Here is a 19,079-nt window from a genome sequence, read left to right on the forward strand (position 1 = left end):
ATGCAACGGTGGATGGCTATTTGTGCTGTTTAGTGTATTTGTTTTCTTTAGTGCATTTGCGGCTTTTGTCTTGCCGCCAGATGGGCGACGCACAACTCGACCTCGATGCCGCTGGCCCAGCGTGTTCCGGCGGAGTCGGCGTGTCGAAAGCCGAATATCACGAGCTGCACGAGAGCTGGCCGCAGCCGACCCGGGCAATGGGGGGTTGCAGGTGTTGTGGTGCCGGTATCAGTCTTTGGTTTGTTCGGCGGTCCAGCGGTCGGCTTGGGCGCGTGCTTGGCGGTCGTGTTCGATGGTTCTCAGCAGGGACTGCACCGACGAGCGGGTCCATTGTGTGTTGCCGGTCGGGGTGCGGATGCCGGTCTCGGTGAGCGCGGCGGCGATCTGGCCGTAGCTGTGGTCTGATGCGCGCAGCTGTGCGGCGAGTGCTTTGGTGGCGTCGTCGTGGCGGCTGGGCCTGCCGAGGCGTACGCCTCGGCTGCGGGCGATTTCGAGCGCGTCGGCGGTGCGGGCGCCTGCCATGGCGGCTTCGAACTCGGCGAACACTGCGCGCACTCCGAGATACAGCCGCCCTTCGGGGCCTGTGAGTTCGGTGGGGGCGTCGAGAGCGGCGAGGGTCCAGCCTTCGTCCTCAGCGCGCTGGTGGAGTTGGAGCAGCTCGATTGCTGAGCGCGCGAGTCGGTCTGATCGGGCGACGGCGAGCACGTCGACGTTGCCGCACGCGAGCTGTGCGAGCGCGTTTCTCAGCTTGGGCCTGCGCTGTGTGGGGATGGTGCCCGACACTGCATCGTCGGTGATGCGGCTGATGACGTGCCAGCCGCGTGCGCGGGCCTCGCGTTCGACTGCTCGGTGCTGGGCGTCGGTGCCCAGACCTGACCGGGCTTGTGCCCCGGTGGACACCCGGGCATAGGAGACGGCACGCAGCACGCTGGGGTCTTTCGTCTGAAACCGCTGGTCAGGCATGATTTCTGAGTGTACCGGAATCCTTCATATCGTACACAGGCCTGCGCGGTCCTGCAACACACGCCCCGCCCGGCCTCGCGTCAACGCGCCGCAGCCCGTCCCGCAGGCCCTGAACCCGCATATCTGCTGGGTTTCCGCCCGGACGTGCAGGCGTCACGCCACGCACTGCGGTCGGCGGCTTTTCGGTGCCCGTTGCGGTCCGTTCTGCTGTATCGGAAATGAAGGATTCGCGACTGTGCCGGCACCGCGGGCGGCATCAATTGCATGGGTCCCCCGTATGCGGTCGGCGTGGTCGCGAATCGCACACAACCGCCTGGAGGGACCCACTATGACCAAACGGACACTCGCGGCGCTGTGCGCGCTGCTCGTTGCCGCTTCCACGCTCGCCGTGGTCGCCCAACCCGCAGCAGCGCACAGCCAGACCACGACCAAGCAGCGCTGCTCCTACGACCCATTCGCCGGACAGCAGTGCTGGACCGAGACCGTCACCGTCAGCCACACCCACACCTGCGGGGCAGGCATGACGGGCACGTTCCCGAACTGCTACCCGATCCCTCCGGCGAACCAGAACTGCGGCGCTGGCACGACGGGCACGTTCCCGAACTGCTACCCCATCCCCTCTGACAACAGCAACCACGACAAGGACAAGGGCGGCACCGACAAGACCGAGCCGGACAGCACCGAGCCGGACAAGACCGAGCCGGACAAGACCGAGCCGGACAAGACCGAGCCGGACAAGACCGAGCCGGACAAGACCGAGCCGGACAAGACCGAGCCGGACAAGACCGAGCCGGACAAGACCGAGCCGGACAAGACCGAGCCGGACAAGACCGAGCCGGACAAGACCGAGCCGGGAACAGGCACCACCACCACCACCACGCCGCCGCCCACAACCACGACGGCTGATCCTTGCGGCGACTATGCGGATGGTCTGATCGACGCGCTCAACAAGGTCAACGACGGCACCAACAGCTCGTTTGACCCGCCCGCGCAGCCGGCGGGTTGCGCAGGCCCTTCAGGCAGGGAGCTGGCCGGCTACGTCAGAGTGATGGGTAACAACTGGCTGCGCGAGATCGGCGAGATCTTCGAGGACTGGAAGGAAGCCACGGCCGGGGTGGCGGAACTCGAAGCCGAAGAGCGAGACAAAGCCATCGAGGAATACAGGAAGGCTTGGAACGAACTGCCGCGGCCCGTCCAGGTTGCGACCACTTACGCCGGCTGCGCCGTTCTGTCTACCGCTGCGCTTGGCGCGATAGTCAAGGGCAAGCCGAGTGTGGCTGCGAGAATCTCCCAGCGGGCCGGCGACCTCGGATGCACCATCGGCGTCGATTGGATTGATCTTTCCATTGACGACGGCGGCACCGGCGACGGCGGCACCGACGACAGCGACACCGACGACGACGCGGCCGACGACGGCGGCACCGACGACAGCGACAGCAACGACGACAACGACCCGCCCGACAGCGATGCGGTTACCGAGGCGGAGGGAGCTGCGGCAAAGGCGAGGGCTGACTATCAAGCCAACCGCAGTTGGCAAAACCGCAAGGCGCTCATTGATGCGATCAACCGCTTGAGGTGTCTGCAACCCAAGCTCTACATCTGTTCGACGTCGCCCTAAACGCCCCGAGCTACCCTGAACCCATGAGCGCCGACATCGAGACGCCGAGATCGAAGAGGCTTGCGCTGCGAGCCTCTGTTCTCATCACGCTCGGCATCGCCGCTTGCATTGCGACGGCGTATTTCGACTCGGGGGCGCAGGGCATAGTGGTGATTGCGTTCATGGCTCTCTGTTGGTCGTTCGGTATCGAGGCCGCCAGGCAGGCTGTTCGAGAACGCCGACGCGAGGCGGCGCGCGAAGCGGTTATGGCTGCTGGGCGGTTGGACTGAGGCGAGGCTGTCGGCGGGAGCCCATGAGCCCGCCCGCAACCCGCCGCCGATGAACCTGCACGCGGGCGGTTGGTGGAGCCGACACGGCCGCCCGCAGCGTCGCCGTGGCCGAAGCCGCCGCAGCCGAAGCCCGCGAAATCGGAAATGAGCGCCCTGAACTACACTCCGACCGTGAGCACCTCGACGACTCAGAGACGACCAGCGCTTCTGTGGCCGATGTTCGAGCAGAGACCTAGGGATCGCCGCGACAACGTCGCGCTCCGGGCAGCCAGCGCAGTAACGATGTGTGTCGCTCTGTTCAGCTTCAGCTTCACTAGAGTCGCACTCGTCTGGTTCGTGCTCGCCCAGGTCATCGGGTACATCACGACTTGCCTCTTCTGGCTGATATGGACCCACCGACGCGGCTACTGGAGCCACATGGCTAGTCCACGCCACTAGCCCAATGACTACAGGCACCCGGTCGGCGTTGTGCTGGCCGGGTGCCGTTGTCGTTTGTTCCCCACTTCCCCAGAGCTACGACTTGGGCAAGAGGGCTTCTTGCTTTTCTTCGTCGGCGATTGGCTCTATTTGAATCGCCTCGGTTTTGGTGGAGGCTCTGGGGGTCCCTGAGAGGATGGAGCGATGCCAACGAATGGGAGATGTCCCGCCGAGCTGAGAATCACCCACGGGGCGAATCGAGACACACATATGATCAAGCCGTGTCACTGCTTCCTCCGCGAACTCGAATGGATCGTGCCGTCAGGCTCGTAGTCAGGCAAACGACGTACAGCTCTGGAGGCGCAACGGTCGCCGTGCTCGTCGGCCTTAGCAGTTTGCTAATTGGCCCGCGCTCACCGGGCGCAGCGGTCGCAGTTTCGAGCATTGTCCTAGTGGCGTGGACAGCGTGGCTGCTTCGGCGGCGGCTGCGGCGACAGGCAGCGCAGGGCTAAGCCTGAATCCACCGGTGGGAGTCCCGGCAACCGCAACAGCGACACTCGGACGCTCCCTTGTCAAGCGGCAAGTAAGACACCGATGGCCTGGCCCCCGCCAACATCTTCACTGTTCTGCGCAGGCGTCAAAGATTGGGCCATCGCACGATGCCAAGCAACCTCGCTCGCCTCAGCCAATGACGACCCGCGCCCTGAGTTACCCTGACCCCTTGACACCCTCCCAACGCAAGCTCGGATCGTGTGCGGGGATGCGGGCCAGCCCGTAGATTGCGGGCGGCTAATTCAGCGCTCGCCCCCGAGATTCGTGCGGAACTCGTGGCTGATCGGGGTGCGCGTCGGAACTTCCTGCGGCGTCGGAGACTTTCGGATCCATGCAAACGAACAACCCGCGCGACGAGCAGCGGGACGGTCGCAACGGCACCGGCAGTGAGGACGGCTTGGCCAAGGCCATCGAGATCGTCGTGACGCCGGCGATATTCGCGGCGGCTGGGTTTGGGCTGGACCGCTGGTGGGGTACCGGACCATGGCTCGCGTTCAGCTTTGGCACGGTTGCGTGCGTCGTCAAGCTCTTGGTCGAGTGGTATCGCTATGCCGAGCGCATGCAGATCCACGAAGAGGAGATCGTGGCCGGCCGTCCTGCCGAGCGCCGGGGCATCGACCGCTCGAACCGACTCGACGAGCCGGCGTCGTTGCCGACGGGCGTATCGCTCGACGTCGATGCCGACGCCAACGCCGACGCCGACTCATCGGCGCCCCTCGGCATGGCTGAGACGCCTCAACCAGCCGACAACCAGACCGGACGCTCAGCGACTGCGCGACTGCACTCGTGACAACGGCGATGTCCGACGAGCGAGCCGAGTCCGACGACGGCGTGCAGCCTGGTGGTGACCACGCCCCTGAACGCGATATCGCGTTCGACATGGCACGCCGCAGCCTGTGGGTATTTCCCGCCTGGGTCGTGGTCAGCGGGTTCATCTGGGGCATGGGCGGCGCGCTCTCCTCCGCGCTCGGATATGTGCTGGTCGTCGGCAATCTCGCGGCCGCCGCAGCGCTGATGGCATGGGGCGCGCGCACGTCGCCCGTCGCGCTCATGGGAGTCACGCTGGGCGGCTTCATCGTGCGTCTCGCGGTACTCGCCGGCGTCGTGCTCGCGGTCAGCCCGCTCGGGTTTTTTGAGCCCGTGCCCATCGCAATCACCATCCTCGCGAGCCATCTCGGTCTGCTTGTGTGGGAGATCCGATATGTTTCCCTGCGGCTCGCAGCCCCAGGCCTCGATCTCTCACGTCCCGGCAAGGAGCAGAAGTGAACTTGCTAGCGCTGACCTTTCCTGACATCGGGCACCTCTTGGAGTGGCCGAACATCATCCCGGGACTTGACGACTCGATATTCGCGCTGAACAAAGTCGGCATCATCTACATCTTCGCCTTCGTGGCCCCCGTGGCGATCTTCGTGATGGCCAAGCGTCGCTACGAGCGGTCGCCGGTCATCGCCGCTCCGCGCGGCATCCAGACCGTGGCAGAGACCTCGGTCGGGTTCATCCGCGAGAACATCATCATGCAGTCCATCGGCCCCGACGGCCTGCGCTATCTGCCGTTCCTGCTGTCGATGTTCCTGTTCATCTTCTTCTCCAACATCACTGAGGTGGTGCCGCTCATCCACTTCCCGGCCAACGCGCGCATGGCGATGCCAGCGACGCTCGCGATCTTGGTGTGGCTGGTGTTCAACGGCATCGGCATCAAGAATCACGGCTTCTTCGGCTACCTGAAGAACGTGGTGGTCCCGCCAGGCGTGCCCAAGGCGCTGCTCCCTCTGGTGGCGCTCATCGAGTTCGTGTCGACGTTCGTCGTGCGGCCGTTCTCGCTGGCGGTGCGGCTCTTCGCCAACATGCTTGCCGGCCACCTGCTGCTGGTCACCTTCGCGGTGCTGTCCCATACCGTGTTCTGGCTGGCGCTCACCGACAGCACGCCCACATGGCTGGTCATCATCACGCCGTTCCCGTTCCTCATGCTGATCGGACTCACGGGGTTCGAGATCTTGGTGGCGGCCTTGCAGGCATTCATCTTCACGATCCTTACCGCCGTGTACATCGGCGGCGCCCTCCACCCCGAGCACTAGACCCGGCCCCGCCCAAACGACCCAGCCCGACCGACCATCGGCCGCCCAGTGCCCCGGCGCTGCGGCCCCTGCCCCACAATCCCGTACAACACAGGAGAACACGAGTAATGGACTTGCTCGCACAAGCGGATACCGCACTCGACGGCCTCAAGGCACTCGGTGCCGGCCTCGGCTATGGCCTCGCGGCCATCGGCCCAGGCGTCGGCATCGGTCTCGTCGTCGGCAACGCCATCACTGCGATGGCCCGCCAGCCCGAATCAGCAGGCATGGTCCGCACGACCATGTTCTTGGGCATCGCGTTCACCGAGGCCTTGGCCCTCATCGGTTTCGTGGTGTTCATCCTGCTCAACTTCGCGTAGGAGGCGGCAGTGAACGCAGTGGCATCCGGCCTGCTCGCCGCGACTGAGGGCGAGGCAACCTCCAACCCGATCATCCCCGAATTGTTCGAGGTGTTCTGGGGCTCGATCGCATTCTTCCTTCTCCTCATCGTGATGTGGAAGTTCGCGTTGCCGCCCATTCGCCGGGCCATGGAGGCTCGCACCGAGCGAATCCAAGGCGACCTGGACTCGGCGGCGAGTGCCAAGACCGAGGCGGAGGAGCTGCGTGCGTCCTACGACGCTCGCCTTGCCGAAGCCAACGCCGAGGCAGCACGCATCATCGAGGAAGCCCGCGCTGCCGCCGAGACCGTCCGCCAGGAACGGCTCGCGGCCATCGAGCCCGAGATTGCTGAGCGCAGAGCCCAGGCTGAAGCCGACATCGAGGCGGCTCGTGCGCGGGCAATGGCCGAGGTGCGCGCCGACATCACGTCGATCGCCGTGGGCGCCGCCGAGCAGGTGGTGCGCGCCAGCATCGACGAAGCGGCTCACGCCCAGCTGATCGAGGACTACATCGAACGGGTGGGGAACTGAACGTCCCGCCCATTGCCCGCCCCCGCCAATCCAGCCGGGTTGACAGGTGGGGCCGGGACAGGAGTTGAACAGATGACCAGGATCGACCGATGAGCGAGCGCACCGAGGGTTACGCCGGCGCAGTCGTGGCCATCGCACAGGCCGAGGACGCGCTCGACCGCGTGACCGAGGAACTGTCGGCGGTGGGCCGCTCCGCTGCCGGAAATGAAGAGCTGCGCCGCGTGCTGTCAGACCGCACCGTCCCGGCTTCACGCCGTATCGGCATCATCGAAGACCTGTTGGCTGATCAGGCGTCGCCGGTCACGCTCAACGTGGTGGCGATGCTGGTGGGGGCCGGCCGTGGCGGCGATATCGATGCGATCGCAGACGAAGCACTGACGCTGGCAGCCGCCAGCCGTGGCGGGGCGGTGGCCGAAGTCCGCTCGGCCGTCGCGCTCACCGAATCCCAGATCGCAGGGGTTGCTGAGGCCCTGACCCGCGCCAGCGGCCGCAACGTGACCGTCCATGTCGTAGTGGACCCCGAGATCATCGGAGGACTGACTGCCCAGATCGGCGACACAGTCTTCGACGGCTCGGTACGCACTCGGCTCGACAAGATGAAGGAGCGACTGTCGTGACCGACTTGAGCATCAACATTGGCGACATCACCTCGGCCATCCGCCGGAATCTCGAGGGCTTCGACCCGGCGATCGAGTCCGGCACGGTCGGACGCATCCTCGAGGTCGGCGATGGCATCGCCCGCGTCTCGGGTCTGCCCGGATGCTCGGTGAACGAGATCCTCGAGTTCCAGAGCGGCGATGTGGGCTTGGCGCTGAACCTCGACGAGGATTCGATCGGCGCCGTGGTGCTCGGCAGCGTCGAGCACATCGAGGAGGGCCAGGCGGTACGGGCCACCGGCCGCATCCTGTCGGTCCCGGTCGGCGACGCCGTGCTGGGGCGCGTGGTCAACGCACTGGGAGAGCCGATCGACGGTCAGGGCGAGATCGCCGGCGCCGTCGAACGCCGCATGGAGATCCAGGCGCCGGGCGTGATGGGTCGCAAGCCCGTGCACGAGCCGCTGCAGACCGGCATCAAGGCCATCGACTCGATGACGCCCGTCGGCCGGGGCCAGCGCGAGCTCATCATCGGCGACCGCAAGACCGGCAAAACCTCAGTCGCCGTCGACACGATCCTGAACCAGGCCGGTTTGGGCGTGAAGTGCATCTATGTGGCCATCGGGCAGAAGGGTTCGACGGTCGCGCAAGTGGTCAACACGCTGCGCGAGCGCGGCGCCATGGAGTACACGGTGGTCGTCTCGGCGCCAGCGTCAGACCCAGCGCCCTTCAAGTACTTGGCGCCCTACGCCGGCTGCGCGATGGGCCAGCACTGGATGGAGACCGGCGACCACGCCCTCATCGTCTATGACGATCTGTCCAAGCAGGCCGAGGCCTACCGCCAGATGTCACTGCTGCTGCGCCGCCCGCCGGGTCGCGAGGCCTATCCCGGCGACGTCTTCTACCTCCACAGCCGTCTGCTCGAACGTGCCGCCAAGCTGTCCGACGTCAACGGTGCTGGCTCGCTCACTGCGTTGCCGATCATCGAGACCAAGGCGGGCGACGTCTCGGCGTATATCCCGACCAATGTGATCTCGATCACCGACGGGCAGATCTACCTCCAAGACGACCTGTTCAAGTCCGGTGTGCGGCCCGCAGTGGACGTGGGCATCTCGGTGTCGAGGGTGGGATCTGCGGCGCAGACAAAGGCCATGAAGAATGTGGCCGGCACGCTCAAGATCGACCTGGCCCAGTTCCGCGACCTCGAGGCGTTTGCCACGTTCGGCTCCGAGCTCGACGCTGTGTCCGCAGCACAGCTCGGTCGCGGCTACCGGCTGGTGGAACTCCTCAAGCAGGGGCTCAATTCGCCGATGCCGGTCGCCGAGCAGGTGGTCGTCATCTATGCCGGCACCAACGGCTACGTCGACGGCATTCCGGTCGAAGACGTCAACCGGTACGAGAACGAGCTGCTTGCCTACATGAGCACGCGCCACAGCGCCTTGATGTCCGACATCACCTCCACCGGCGACGTGGACTCCGCTGCGCTGCAGGCTGCGGTTGAGGCGTTCACCGACCAGTTCGTGAGCACTGCCGACGGCAGCGACAGCACTGCCGAAGGCAGCGACAACGCGGCCGCGGCGGGCGCCGACGACGCCGCAGAGGGCTGAGCGGGGACTGAGCACAGATGGCAAGCGGTCAGGAGCGCATTCTTCGGCGTCGCATCAAGTCGATCGACGCCACCAAGAAGATCACGCGCGCCATGGAGCTGATCGCGGCGTCACGCATCGTCCGGGCACAGGCACGAGTTCGCGCTGCGCGGCCATACAGCGACAAGGTGACAGCCGTCATCGCCAACTTGGCCTCCGCCGGTGGCGAAGCCGACCACCCGCTCCTGCGCGAGCCGGCTGAGGTCTCCAAGGTGGCCTATGTGGTCATCGCTGCGGACCGGGGTCTGTGCGGCGGCTACAACAACAATGTCCTGCGGGCCACCGAGCGAGCCATCGCCGCCGATGCAGCGGAGGGCCGCGACTACGAGCTGGTGCTGTCGGGGCGCAAGGCGCTCGGCTATTTCCGCTTCCGCGACTACCGCATCGCTGCTGGCTTCGAGGGCTTCAGCGATCAGCCCAGCTACGCCGATGCCCAGCAGATCGCTGCCGCAGCGACGGCCCTGTTCGAGGACGGCTGCCAGCGGGTCATGCTGGCCTACACCCAGTTCCATTCGATGGGCAGCCAGGAAGTGGCGATCGTGCCGTTCATGCCGCTCGAAACCAGCGACATCGGCGACACTGACGCGGACGCCGACGCCGGTGCAGGCGGCCCCGACGGCGGCTACGAGTTCGAGCCCGAGCCCGCCGCCATCCTCGAACGGTTGCTGCCGCGCTACGCCGAGGCCCGGCTGTACTCCGCGGTGCTTGAAGCCTCGGCTTCGGAGCACGCGGCGCGCCAGCGCGCCATGAAGGCCGCCACCGACAACGCCGAGGACCTCAAGACCAACCTGACGCGCGTCATGAACCGTGCCCGCCAAGACGCCATCACCACCGAGATCATGGAGATCGTCGGCGGCGCTGAAGCACTGTCGCAGACCTCCGGCGGCGAGGTCGACCTGCTGTCGGACACCATCGAAGCCCGTACCGCGAACTTGTTCCGTGCGCGCGAGTAACCCCACCGCACCTCCGCTCTGCTCCAAGGAGTGACAGATATGACGATGACCGAAACCCGAACCGCCGCAGAGGCAGCCGAGCACGCCGCTGGCCGCGTGGTGGCCATCGCCGGCCCGGTTGTGGACGCGGAGTTCCCGCCCGGCGCGATCCCCGAGATCAACACCGCCGTCGAGATGCACGTCGAGCTCGAAGGCCAGCCGGTCACGATCACGGGCGAGGTTGCCCAGCAGATCGGCGACAACCGCGTCCGGATCGTGTCGATGAAGGCCACCGACGGCCTGACGCGCGGCATGACGGTCGTCAACACCGGCCAGGGCATCACCGTGCCGGTCGGCGATGGGGTGCTCGGGCACATCTTCAACGTGCTCGGTGAGCCGCTTGACGGCGCCGATGTCACCGACGGCATCGCCGACCGCTGGCAGATCCACCGCCCGGCGCCCGCATTCGACACCCTCGAGCCCAAGGCCACGATGTTCGAGTCGGGCATCAAGGTGATCGACCTGCTCGAGCCCTACGTGGAAGGCGGCAAGATCGGGCTGTTCGGCGGCGCCGGCGTGGGCAAGACGGTGCTCATCACCGAGATGATCAACCGCGTCGCCTCCCAGCACGGCGGCGTGTCGGTCTTCGCCGGGGTGGGGGAGCGCACCCGCGAAGGCACCGACCTCTATCTCGAGATGGAGGAGTCGGGCGTGCTCGAAAAGACGGCGCTCGTGTTCGGCCAGATGGACGAGCCTCCTGGCGTCCGGCTGCGCGTGGCGTTGTCGGCGCTGACGATGGCGGAGTATTTCCGCGATGTGCAGGGCCAAGAGGTGCTGCTGTTCGTCGACAACATCTTCCGTTTCGTGCAGGCCGGCTCGGAGGTGTCCACGCTGCTGGGCCGGATGCCCTCCGCGGTGGGCTACCAGCCGAACCTCGCCGACGAGATGGGCGAGCTGCAGGAGCGCATCACCTCGACGTCGGGTCACTCCATCACGTCGTTGCAGGCTGTGTACGTGCCAGCCGACGACTACACCGACCCCGCGCCGTTCACGACGTTCACGCACCTCGATGCAACCACGGAGCTGAGTCGGCAGATCGCCTCGCTGGGCATCTACCCGGCAGTCGATCCGCTGGCGTCTACCTCCACCATCCTCAGCCCCGAGGTGGTGGGTGACCGGCACTACAACGTGGCACGTCGCACGCAGGAGATCCTCCAGCGCTACAAGGAGCTGCAGGACATCATTGCCATCCTGGGCCTCGACGAGCTGTCCGAGGAAGACCGTATCACCGTCGACCGGGCACGCAAGATTCAGCGCTTCTTGAGCCAGCCGTTCTTCGTGGCCGAGGTCTTCACGGGCCTGCCGGGAATCTTCGTGCCGGTCTCGGAGACCATCGAGTCCTTCGAGATGCTGTGCAACGGCGACCTCGACGATCTGCCCGAGCAGGCATTCCTCAACGTCGGCAACGCCGAGTCTGCGATGGCCAAGGCCCGTGACCTGGCGCAGGCCGGGTCCTGAACGGCGCCGGCGCACCGAGACTGACCCGATGATGGTCGAGCCCCATGCAGGTTGAACTCGTCTCACCCGAAGCCGTGCTGTTCAGCGGCGAGTGCAGCCAGGTCGTGACGCGCACGGTCGACGGCGACATCGCCTTCCTGGACCATCACGCTGCCTTCATCGGTGCGCTCGACATCGGGCAGACCCAGCTGTGGGCGTCCGACGGCGTCGTGACACTGGCGCTCAACCGCGGTTTCGTCGAGGTCAGCAACAATGTCGTGACGATCCTCAGCGATGCGGCGTACGCGGCTGACGAGATCGACGTCTCTGCTGCGCAGGCTGATCTGGAGGCTGCTCAGGCTGCTGTGGCGGCCGACGCCGAAGATGAGGACGCAAAGGCAGCGCTGGCTTGGGCGCAGACGCGCATGGCGGTCGCCAGCGCCGCCTGAGCGCAATCGCGCTGCCGTTCCCAACCATCACGCGCCGCCGCCACGAGGCTGAGCCGATAGGCGAAGCCGTGGCCCGAGCGGCCCGCGCGCGACAGCGAACCAGAGCGGGAATCAACTGGTGCGACAACGGGAAGGCTTGCCTGTCGGCGCTGCCTCTCAGCGCGGCGCGCCCGTTGCGCCGCAAATGTCGTGGTGCGGGCGCGATGCCTGCAAGCATTTGAGAGTCCGGCTTCAACCCTGAGAGGACTTCTCATGATCGAACCTTCGGGCCAGTTCATCCTCAACACCTTCATGTTCCTGGTGTGGGGCGCGTTGATCATGTGGATGGCAGCCGGCTTCACGATGCTCGAAGCCGGTGCCGTGCGCACCAAGAACGCGTCGATGATCTGTCTCAAGAACATCGGCATCTACTCGGTCGCCGGCTTGGCGTTCTACGTCGTCGGCTACAACCTGATGTACGTCGAGGTCGGCGACCTATGGGGCTCGTTCACGTTCCTGTACGGGCCGAGCGCCGACGAGTTGGCACTGATCGGCGGCGACGCGGGCGCGGAGGCTGCAGTGGCCGCGCAGGGCTACTCGGTCATGTCGGACTGGTTCTTCCAGATGGTCTTCGTGGCGACAGCGGCGTCGGTGGTGTCTGGCGCGATCGCCGAGCGCATCAAGCTGTGGTCGTTCTTCGGGTTCACGCTGATCTTGACCGCCATCATCTACCCGATCGTGGGGGCGTGGACCTGGGGCGGCGGCTGGCTGGCGCAACAGGGCTTCCAGGATTTCGCGGGCTCTACGATCGTGCACAGCACTGGCGGCTGGGCGGCGCTGGCGGGAGTGCTGGTGGTCGGCCCCCGGCTCGGCAAGTTCGCCAAGGACGGGTCGGTGAGGCCCACGCCGCCGTCGAACGTCCTTGTCGTGACGCTGGGCGTCTTCATCTTGTGGCTGGGCTGGTTCGGCTTCAACGGCGGCTCGCAGCTCGCACTGGGCAGCGTGCTCGACGCCGTGGCGATGAGCAACGTGCTGGTGAACACCAACCTTGCCGCAGCGGCCGGTGTGGTCGCAGCGCTAGCGGTCTCCCGCACCCTGCTCGGGCGCATGGACCTGTTCGCCGGCCTCAATGGCGCAATTGCCGGCCTGGTGTCCATCACGGCAGGCCCCGACATCACCGACCACTGGTGGGCGATCATCATCGGCGCCGTCGGCGGCGTCATCTGCACCGCCGCCATCAAGGGCCTCGAGCTTGCCAAGGTGGACGATGTAGTCGGTGCCATCCCGGCGCACCTTGTCTGCGGCATCTGGGGAACTCTCGCAGCCGCGATTGCGGCGGGCGCGCAGCTTCACATCCAGCTGCTGGGAGTCGTGTCGGTCGGCGCTTTCGTGTTCATCGCGTCGTTCATCGTCTGGAAGGTCATGGACCTCACGATCGGCTTGCGAGTCTCGAAGACAGTGGAGCAGCTCGGGCAGGACTCCGGCGAGCTCGGCATCGAGGCCTACCCCGAGTTCGTGCTGATGCCAGAGAACTTCGACGAGTAGCTGCGACCGATCAAAGGCACGCGCCGGAGCGGCCGTCTCAAGCGTCGATGTGGCGCAGCTGTTGCAGGTCCTCGACGGCGCGGTAGTAGCAGCCGGGCCGGGACGAGCCGTCGGCGTCGCGGGTGTGGCATGCACCTCCGCCGTCGCGGCGGACCCGGTACAGCAACGAGTTCTGCTCGCAGTTCACCCGCACCTCGACCAATGACAGCGTGTCGCCCGAGGTTGCGCCCTTGTGCCAGATCTCGTTGCGCGACGTGGAGTAGAGCACGGCGCTGCGCCGCTCGAACGTGAGTCGCAGCGCCTCGTCGTTGGCGTAGCCGATGAACAGCACGTCGCCGGTGTCGGCGTCCTGGAGCACGACGGGCACGACTTGGTGACCGTCACGGCCGATCTGGGAGACCTTGCCGAAGTCGATGCTGGTGACGGTGCCTTCTTCGAGGTCGTCGCCGACCGGGCCTTCTTCGAGGTCGCTGTCGTTGGATGCGTCCGGCGATGGCTCGGTGCTTGAGCGGTGATCGTGTGTCTCAGCCATGGCTCAGGTGAAGTCCACCGCTGCATAGGCGCTGAGCTTGTCGATGTCGTGGGTGGCCTTGATGTGGCGCACGGTGCCGCTGCGCGAGCGCATCACGAGCGAGTCGGTGGTGGCGCGATGCGCAGTGAACTTCACCCCGTGCAGCAATTCGCCGTCGGTGATGCCGGTGGCAGCGAAGAAGACATCGTCGGACTGGACGAGGTCGTCGATGTGCAGCACTTGGTCGAGGTCGAAGCCGGCGTCAATCGCCTCTTGACGTTCATGGTCGTTGCGGGGCCACAGCCGGCCCTGCAGCTCACCGCCGAGGCACTTCAGCGCTGCTGCGGAGATGATTCCCTCGGGCGTGCCGCCGATGCCAAACAGCACATCGGTCGAGTCACTCGCGGCTGCAGAGATGGCACCGGCCACGTCGCCGTCGGGAATGAGCCTGATGCGAGCGCCGGTCTCGCGGATCTCCCCGATCAGCTCGGCGTGCCGATCGCGGTCGAGCACTACGGCGGTGAGGTCACGCAATCCTTGACCGGTGGCTTCGGCGATCGCTCGCAGGTTCTCCGCGGGCGACCGGTTCAGATCCACGACGCCCTTGGCGTCGGGACCGACAGCGATCTTTTCCATATAGACGCACGGGCCGGGATCCAGCATGGTGCCGCGTGGCGAGACAGCGATGACCGAGATGGCATTGCCCCTGCCCAGCGAGGTCAGCGTGGTGCCGTCGATCGGGTCCACCGCGACATCGGTCAGAGCCCCGGTGCCGTCCCCGATGAACTCGCCGTTGAACAGCATCGGCGCCTCGTCTTTCTCGCCCTCGCCGATGACGACGATGCCATCCATGGGCACCGTGGAAAGCACTACTCGCATCGCATCCACGGCAGCGCCGTCAGCGCCGTCCTTGGAGCCTCGGCCCATCCAGCGCGAGGCTGCCATGGCTGCTGCTTCGGTGGTGCGGACCAGCTCGAGCGCGAGGTTGCGGTCCGGGGCTTGACGAGAGAGATCCGGACTCGCGGCGCGACTTCGGCCGCCGAAGGATCTGCGGTTGTCATTCATCGGCGCCGACCCTAGAGGATGCGCGCAGGAGTGAGCCTTCTCGTTTGGTCGCCCGTTGCTTTCCGCTCTTGTTCGCTTCGCTCACTGGCCGCTCGGGCCGCGGCTTCGTCTATCGGCTCAGCCTCAGCGTGCTGCAGCAGTCTCGCACCCACAGCGGCGGCCTGTGAATCCTGCGCGATCCATGCAATGGTTGCCGTGCAGTGTGTGCACCCCCAGACCGGAGCCCGTTCGGTTGGGGCCTGTCAGGAATTTCTGTGTAAGCGGCGTGGTCTGAGGGTCCGCAGCTTCGGGCTGTGGGCCGGGAAGGATCATGTCTGCGGCTGATCAGAATATGGGGGCTGTGCCGGCGAGCGAGGCCGTCGGCGAGACGGCGATGGCCGACTGGGCTGAGCTGTTGGTGGCCCAGGCACGCGCGGACGGCGTGGAGCCGGCCGGCGACGGCGGCTTGTTGACCGGGCTGGTGCGCCAGGTGCCCCCGGATCGGCCTGGAGGTCGAGATGAGCGAGCATCTGGGCTACGAGCGTCACGCGGTCGAGGGCCGCGGGTCGGGGAACTCTTGCAACGGGTCGACCCCCAAGACGCCGACGGCCCGCTCCCTGCTCATATCTTCACTGTTTGGTAGAGGCTGTTTTTTGTGGGTTGCAGCCTGGTCGGCGGGTTCGTTGCCGACGAGGAGATGGACGGGTTCTGCGTCGGGGTAGGTGGCGATCAGGTGGAGGTCGCCGCCTGTGGCACTCACGAACGAGCGCAGTGTCGACAGCAGCGCTCTTGACTGCTCTCAGCGTCACGCCGCCGAGCTCGCGAGACAGCCTGCGTGGATGCCCGCTTCCGGGCGCGTGCGGGTGCTCATGAGTGGTATCGCGATATTATGATCTCATGACAAGACAGACGACGGTCCGGCTGCCGGACGATCTGGCGCAGGAGGCTGAGGTTGTCGCCCGGGTCCAGGGTTCGAGCATGAATCAGCTCATTGTCGACTCGTTGCGCGCCGAGATCGGGCGGGTACGCGCAGACGACGACTTCACGTCCACGGCCAAACGTCTGCTTGAGAGAGATCGCGAGCTGCTTGAGCGGCTCGCGCGGTGACCCGGTATCTGAGCATCGCTGAGTACTTCTGGCTTGCCGAGCAGGTCACCGGAATTCGGGCTGAAGAGCTGTCCGATTGCTCGTGTCGAATTGGCGGATTCGGCGCTGCACGCCCCGCAAGCGAGCTTTGGCGGGACGGACTTCTACTCGGACTTGATGGACAAGGCAGCGGTGCTCTGCTGGCGCTTGGCGCGCAACCATCCGCTGCCAGATGGCAACAAGCGAGCAGCTTGGGCTGCACTCGTCATGTTCATCGATCTCAATGGTGGACGCTGGGATCCCGATCCACCAGATGTAGACGACGCAGAACAGACAATGCTCGCCGTGGCAGCCGGCGACATCGACGAGGACTCCCTCGCAGGGTGGCTCCGCGAGCGGGTCACATTCGCCTGAGCAATGGGGCTGCGCGGGGTCACGGAGCGCGAGATGGGCGCTGAGCCCGAGGACGAGCACCTGAGCCGTTTGATCACCTCGGATGTGCTTCGGGCGGGACACGGAGATGCAGCGGACGTGCTCGACGAGCCTCCCTTGCAGATCCCGACCAGCCTCACCGAAGCAGCCGAACGCGAAGGACTCGCCGTCGTCTCCGGGTGACCAGGCGGTTCCATGGACAATTGGGCGTTCGAGGGCAGCGTCACGGCGCGCCTGGCGCGGCGGTTGGCGACCGACGCGCTGGCGATGACGGTCGAGGTCATTCCCCACGAACAGGGTCCCGTCCGGAATGGCGCCACGTCCCCGTGTGGCTGCTGGACTCCTCAGGCGTTCAGAGCATCCAGCAGCGTGAACATGCCGGAGGAGGGGTTGTCGTTGGGAAGGACGCGTCCGTTGGTGCTGTGACGCTCGGAGAGGCGACGAGCATGGTCTGCTGCATCTTGGCGCCTTGGCAGGTAGAGGCTGCTGTCCACCTGCTTGCCGTGTGCCCCGTCGAGCAGATGTCGCTCATTGACGGCTTGGGCGGTGGTCATGGGCTGGGACATTCGCTGCCAGTGGAAGATGAGCCACGCCTCGAAGCACGGATTCGAGATGGCCACATCGACGTCGCTGTCTCTGGCAAGGCTCACCGCGGGCATGAGCGAGGGGTGAGGTCGCGGTTGCTCTACGTCGAAGACGCACCAGACGGAGTCGAAGCCCTCGCCGCCGCGCTGGTTTCGCCTCGGTGCTCGTGCGGCACCGGTGACGATCTTGATGGGTGTTCGCCCGCTCAGGGACGGGTCGATCTCAATGTCAAAGCGCTGACGCACATGCGGCAGTTCGGCGATCGCGGCGAGGTAGTCGGGCTCGGTGCGGCGGCCTTCGGTCATGACGAGTACCGATGATTTCGGCCGTCGTGTCGTGCGCTTGGGGCGATCGAGACCGCCGGTTCGTCCTGCGGACCTGAGGGGCTGCGCTGTCACGAGGCCATGCGCTCGTCTGCGGGCGTGCCCTCGGGTTCATCGTCGATCTCTGGCACGTCGAGCATCCGATAGAGCGCTGCCTGGTCGGCGCTCGGCACAGCGCCGAAGCGACCCTGAAGGTAGGCACGCTCGAGACTGAGCGACTTGCGGACCCGTTCACCCTCAAAGTCCGCGAGCGCATACAACGTGGTTGCCCCGGTGGCGTCCTTGTCGGTCAGCCAGACCTCGTCGCGGTTGAGCGTGCCGAGCAGCGACGTGTCGTGCGTGGTGAAAACGAGCTGCGCGCCCAACGGGTTCGTCACCGGGTCTCGGAAGGCGTCCAGTACCCGCTTGGTGATCCGCGGGTGCAGGCTGGCGTCCAGTTCGTCGATGAGGAGGGTTCCGCCGAAGCGCAGCTGCCACAGAACGGCACCGAGACTCTCGAACCAGCGCTGCGTGCCCTGCGATTCTTCCCCGAGACTGAACTCGGCGGTGCTGTCGCCTGAGCGATGCCGAAAGCGCAACTGGCGTCCGCTGGCACCCTCAGCTGTGTCGTGCCATGACTGATGCCATGTCGCTCCGCAGATGGATGGGTCCGCCAGTTGCATCAGGTGCAATGCGGTCGCCTGGAGGTTTGGATCACGTTGCGGCGGCTCACGATCCGGCTGGCCCGCCTCAGACGGCCACATTGCCTCCCGTTGGTCGGCTTGGACTCCGAGCTCGTAGTCGTCGCCGAAGAGGTCTGTCGCGGAGTATCCCAACAAGGCATGTTGGCGACCCTTGACATCAGCCGCCAGAGTCCCCGCATTGATGCTGCGAATCGCATTGCAGGCGATGCGGATGTCAGCGGAACCCAGCCTCCAGCCAGCCGAGAGCACGAGCGTGGTCGGTGTCAGCAGTTCGCGGATGCCGCGCACACGCTCGGTGCCACGCCGAAACGTCGTCGCGATGCCCTCGCGTTCGAAGATGCGGCGGCGACGTCGTTCAGGAAAGCTGTACAAGGCCTCGAACTCCACCTGGTCGTCGCCAACGGCCAGGTGGTACTGGTAGCGAACACCTTGGACCAGCACATCGATACGGAACTCTGAGGGCAAATCGGGGCCTTGCCCGTATCGGTGCGCATCCCGCGGCACGCCCGGGCCCCACTCCCACCAAACACGCTCGATTGAGTTGACGAGCCACGCAATGGCAGACAAAACGTTCGACTTCCCGGATGCGTTGGCGCCGTAGATCCCTGCAGTCGTCAAGACGTGCCTGCCGAGCCGCTCGTGCCAGCGCGCCCCGGACCGATCCGTGTCAATAGCGATCATCGAGAGTTCAACCGGCTCGAGGATGGAACGGTGGTTGGAGACCTCAACGTTAATGAGCACGCCACTCTCCTTGCCAAGCGCTGCACTCTCAGGCAGAAATCCGTCAAGCGAATGCAGAGTAGCTGTCGAAATTGTCGCTGACGAGCGTCGCCGCGGAGGACCGGCGCGCCGCATTGCCGCCGGCCAGCCTCGCTGAACGCTTCTTCGGCGATGCCACGGGAATCAAGCCACGGGCTTGATCAGTGGCGGCCCCGTCGTGCTCAGTGTGGCCGGGTGATGGCCGTACACTGT

At 65.8% G+C, this 19,079-nt stretch carries 23 protein-coding genes and 1 pseudogene; 17 read left to right on the top strand and 7 right to left on the bottom strand.

Annotated elements, in window-relative coordinates; translation table 11 throughout:
* Positions 1-228: 228 nt before the first annotated feature.
* The 3 genes and pseudogenes from ACOGJB_RS16570 to ACOGJB_RS16580 all read right to left on the bottom strand — a co-directional run.
* Positions 229-963, bottom strand: coding sequence for a recombinase family protein (locus ACOGJB_RS16570; protein WP_419838191.1), 735 nt, complete (start codon positions 961-963; stop codon positions 229-231).
* Between the two features lie 606 nt (positions 964-1,569).
* Positions 1,570-1,776 carry a pentapeptide repeat-containing protein gene (locus ACOGJB_RS16575; protein ID WP_419840760.1) on the bottom strand — a complete coding sequence of 69 codons (207 nt, stop codon included), beginning with the start codon at positions 1,774-1,776 and terminating at the stop codon, positions 1,570-1,572.
* A pseudogene (locus ACOGJB_RS16580) lies at positions 1,728-1,856 on the bottom strand (hypothetical protein); the annotation flags it as partial. The gene ACOGJB_RS16575 and the pseudogene ACOGJB_RS16580, both read right to left, overlap by 49 nt.
* Before the next feature lie 155 nt (positions 1,857-2,011).
* Here ACOGJB_RS16580 and ACOGJB_RS16585 point away from each other — a divergent pair.
* From ACOGJB_RS16585 to ACOGJB_RS16645, 13 genes are all read left to right on the top strand, one after another.
* Positions 2,012-2,581 (top strand): hypothetical protein, encoded by a 570-nt coding sequence (locus ACOGJB_RS16585; protein WP_419838192.1) that lies wholly within the window; start codon positions 2,012-2,014, stop codon positions 2,579-2,581.
* A 23-nt stretch (positions 2,582-2,604) separates the two neighbouring features.
* Complete coding sequence (locus ACOGJB_RS16590; protein WP_419838193.1) at positions 2,605-2,850, top strand: hypothetical protein; 246 nt, start codon at positions 2,605-2,607, stop codon at positions 2,848-2,850.
* 1,300 nt (positions 2,851-4,150) lie between these two features.
* Positions 4,151-4,609 carry an AtpZ/AtpI family protein gene (locus ACOGJB_RS16595; protein ID WP_419838194.1) on the top strand — a complete coding sequence of 153 codons (459 nt, stop codon included), beginning with the start codon at positions 4,151-4,153 and terminating at the stop codon, positions 4,607-4,609.
* A complete protein-coding gene (locus tag ACOGJB_RS16600) occupies positions 4,606-5,085 on the top strand; it encodes an ATP synthase subunit I (RefSeq protein WP_419838195.1) in 480 nt (159 codons plus the stop codon). Before ACOGJB_RS16595 ends, ACOGJB_RS16600 begins: the two co-directional genes overlap by 4 nt.
* A complete protein-coding gene (atpB, locus tag ACOGJB_RS16605; protein ID WP_419838196.1) occupies positions 5,082-5,894 on the top strand; it encodes a F0F1 ATP synthase subunit A in 813 nt (270 codons plus the stop codon). The genes ACOGJB_RS16600 and atpB overlap by 4 nt, the downstream gene beginning before the upstream one ends.
* 107 nt (positions 5,895-6,001) lie before the next feature.
* Positions 6,002-6,253 (top strand): ATP synthase F0 subunit C, encoded by a 252-nt coding sequence (gene atpE / locus ACOGJB_RS16610; protein ID WP_419838197.1) that lies wholly within the window; start codon positions 6,002-6,004, stop codon positions 6,251-6,253.
* Positions 6,254-6,262: 9 nt separating this feature from the next.
* The gene (atpF, locus tag ACOGJB_RS16615; protein ID WP_419838198.1) at positions 6,263-6,802 is read left to right on the top strand and encodes a F0F1 ATP synthase subunit B; all 540 of its coding nucleotides are present in this window, start codon (positions 6,263-6,265) and stop codon (positions 6,800-6,802) included.
* Positions 6,803-6,891: 89 nt separating this feature from the next.
* Positions 6,892-7,419: an ATP synthase F1 subunit delta gene (atpH, locus tag ACOGJB_RS16620; RefSeq protein ID WP_419838199.1), complete on the top strand. Its 528-nt coding sequence runs from the start codon at positions 6,892-6,894 to the stop codon at positions 7,417-7,419.
* On the top strand, positions 7,416-9,002 hold the full coding sequence (gene atpA / locus ACOGJB_RS16625; RefSeq protein WP_419838200.1) for a F0F1 ATP synthase subunit alpha: 1,587 nt from the start codon (positions 7,416-7,418) through the stop codon (positions 9,000-9,002). The genes atpH and atpA overlap by 4 nt, the downstream gene beginning before the upstream one ends.
* Positions 9,003-9,019: 17 nt before the next feature.
* Positions 9,020-9,994, top strand: coding sequence for a F0F1 ATP synthase subunit gamma (locus ACOGJB_RS16630; protein WP_419838201.1), 975 nt, complete (start codon positions 9,020-9,022; stop codon positions 9,992-9,994).
* 45 nt (positions 9,995-10,039) lie between these two features.
* Positions 10,040-11,491 carry a F0F1 ATP synthase subunit beta gene (gene atpD, locus ACOGJB_RS16635; RefSeq protein ID WP_419840761.1) on the top strand — a complete coding sequence of 484 codons (1,452 nt, stop codon included), beginning with the start codon at positions 10,040-10,042 and terminating at the stop codon, positions 11,489-11,491.
* Between the two features lie 44 nt (positions 11,492-11,535).
* Entirely contained in the window at positions 11,536-11,919 is a 384-nt protein-coding gene (gene atpC / locus ACOGJB_RS16640) for an ATP synthase F1 subunit epsilon (RefSeq protein ID WP_419838202.1), read from the top strand.
* A 252-nt stretch (positions 11,920-12,171) separates the two neighbouring features.
* A complete protein-coding gene (locus tag ACOGJB_RS16645; RefSeq protein ID WP_419838203.1) occupies positions 12,172-13,443 on the top strand; it encodes an ammonium transporter in 1,272 nt (423 codons plus the stop codon).
* A 37-nt stretch (positions 13,444-13,480) separates the two neighbouring features.
* Here the strand turns inward: ACOGJB_RS16645 and ACOGJB_RS16650 are convergent, their stop codons facing one another.
* Both ACOGJB_RS16650 and glpX read right to left on the bottom strand, forming a co-directional pair.
* Positions 13,481-13,975 carry a phosphoribosyl-AMP cyclohydrolase gene (locus tag ACOGJB_RS16650; protein ID WP_419838204.1) on the bottom strand — a complete coding sequence of 165 codons (495 nt, stop codon included), beginning with the start codon at positions 13,973-13,975 and terminating at the stop codon, positions 13,481-13,483.
* Between the two features lie 3 nt (positions 13,976-13,978).
* Positions 13,979-15,019, bottom strand: a complete 1,041-nt coding sequence (glpX, locus tag ACOGJB_RS16655; RefSeq protein ID WP_419838205.1) for a class II fructose-bisphosphatase — start codon at positions 15,017-15,019, stop codon at positions 13,979-13,981.
* Positions 15,020-15,329: 310 nt separating this feature from the next.
* Here glpX and ACOGJB_RS16660 point away from each other — a divergent pair, with 310 nt between their 5' ends.
* The 4 genes from ACOGJB_RS16660 to ACOGJB_RS16675 all read left to right on the top strand — a co-directional run bounded on the left by ACOGJB_RS16660 (position 15,330) and on the right by ACOGJB_RS16675 (position 16,699).
* Positions 15,330-15,641 (top strand): hypothetical protein, encoded by a 312-nt coding sequence (locus ACOGJB_RS16660; protein WP_419838206.1) that lies wholly within the window; start codon positions 15,330-15,332, stop codon positions 15,639-15,641.
* Positions 15,642-15,895: 254 nt separating this feature from the next.
* Positions 15,896-16,105 carry a hypothetical protein gene (locus tag ACOGJB_RS16665; RefSeq protein WP_419551964.1) on the top strand — a complete coding sequence of 70 codons (210 nt, stop codon included), beginning with the start codon at positions 15,896-15,898 and terminating at the stop codon, positions 16,103-16,105.
* A gap of 90 nt (positions 16,106-16,195) precedes the next feature.
* Positions 16,196-16,498, top strand: a complete 303-nt coding sequence (locus tag ACOGJB_RS16670; RefSeq protein ID WP_419838207.1) for a type II toxin-antitoxin system death-on-curing family toxin — start codon at positions 16,196-16,198, stop codon at positions 16,496-16,498.
* Between the two features lie 33 nt (positions 16,499-16,531).
* Entirely contained in the window at positions 16,532-16,699 is a 168-nt protein-coding gene (locus ACOGJB_RS16675) for a hypothetical protein (protein WP_419838208.1), read from the top strand.
* A gap of 161 nt (positions 16,700-16,860) precedes the next feature.
* Here the strand turns inward: ACOGJB_RS16675 and ACOGJB_RS16680 are convergent, their stop codons facing one another.
* Positions 16,861-17,406 carry an RloB family protein gene (locus tag ACOGJB_RS16680; RefSeq protein WP_419838209.1) on the bottom strand — a complete coding sequence of 182 codons (546 nt, stop codon included), beginning with the start codon at positions 17,404-17,406 and terminating at the stop codon, positions 16,861-16,863.
* An 89-nt stretch (positions 17,407-17,495) separates the two neighbouring features.
* A complete protein-coding gene (locus ACOGJB_RS16685) occupies positions 17,496-18,848 on the bottom strand; it encodes an AAA family ATPase (RefSeq protein WP_419838210.1) in 1,353 nt (450 codons plus the stop codon).
* Between the last annotated feature and the right edge of the window lie 231 nt (positions 18,849-19,079).

It is taken from the genome of Candidatus Poriferisodalis sp. (assembly GCF_965208895.1).
GTDB lineage: Bacteria > Actinomycetota > Acidimicrobiia > Acidimicrobiales > Poriferisodalaceae > Poriferisodalis.

What these genes read in the sequence shown, in the direction of transcription:
- ACOGJB_RS16675 (WP_419838208.1), top strand. Translation starts at nt 16,532, where the DNA reads ATGGGCGCTGAGCCCGAGGACGAGCACCTGAGCCGTTTGATCACCTCG.
- ACOGJB_RS16590 (WP_419838193.1), top strand. Translation starts at nt 2,605, where the DNA reads ATGAGCGCCGACATCGAGACGCCGAGATCGAAGAGGCTTGCGCTGCGA.
- atpD (WP_419840761.1), top strand. Translation starts at nt 10,040, where the DNA reads ATGACCGAAACCCGAACCGCCGCAGAGGCAGCCGAGCACGCCGCTGGC.
- ACOGJB_RS16585 (WP_419838192.1), top strand. Translation starts at nt 2,012, where the DNA reads ATGGGTAACAACTGGCTGCGCGAGATCGGCGAGATCTTCGAGGACTGG.
- ACOGJB_RS16665 (WP_419551964.1), top strand. Translation starts at nt 15,896, where the DNA reads ATGACAAGACAGACGACGGTCCGGCTGCCGGACGATCTGGCGCAGGAG.
- ACOGJB_RS16595 (WP_419838194.1), top strand. Translation starts at nt 4,151, where the DNA reads ATGCAAACGAACAACCCGCGCGACGAGCAGCGGGACGGTCGCAACGGC.
- ACOGJB_RS16645 (WP_419838203.1), top strand. Translation starts at nt 12,172, where the DNA reads ATGATCGAACCTTCGGGCCAGTTCATCCTCAACACCTTCATGTTCCTG.
- atpC (WP_419838202.1), top strand. Translation starts at nt 11,536, where the DNA reads ATGCAGGTTGAACTCGTCTCACCCGAAGCCGTGCTGTTCAGCGGCGAG.
- glpX (WP_419838205.1), bottom strand. Translation starts at nt 15,019, where the DNA reads ATGAATGACAACCGCAGATCCTTCGGCGGCCGAAGTCGCGCCGCGAGT.
- ACOGJB_RS16680 (WP_419838209.1), bottom strand. Translation starts at nt 17,406, where the DNA reads ATGACCGAAGGCCGCCGCACCGAGCCCGACTACCTCGCCGCGATCGCC.
- ACOGJB_RS16630 (WP_419838201.1), top strand. Translation starts at nt 9,020, where the DNA reads ATGGCAAGCGGTCAGGAGCGCATTCTTCGGCGTCGCATCAAGTCGATC.
- atpH (WP_419838199.1), top strand. Translation starts at nt 6,892, where the DNA reads ATGAGCGAGCGCACCGAGGGTTACGCCGGCGCAGTCGTGGCCATCGCA.
- ACOGJB_RS16660 (WP_419838206.1), top strand. Translation starts at nt 15,330, where the DNA reads ATGTCTGCGGCTGATCAGAATATGGGGGCTGTGCCGGCGAGCGAGGCC.
- ACOGJB_RS16570 (WP_419838191.1), bottom strand. Translation starts at nt 963, where the DNA reads ATGCCTGACCAGCGGTTTCAGACGAAAGACCCCAGCGTGCTGCGTGCC.
- atpE (WP_419838197.1), top strand. Translation starts at nt 6,002, where the DNA reads ATGGACTTGCTCGCACAAGCGGATACCGCACTCGACGGCCTCAAGGCA.
- ACOGJB_RS16650 (WP_419838204.1), bottom strand. Translation starts at nt 13,975, where the DNA reads ATGGCTGAGACACACGATCACCGCTCAAGCACCGAGCCATCGCCGGAC.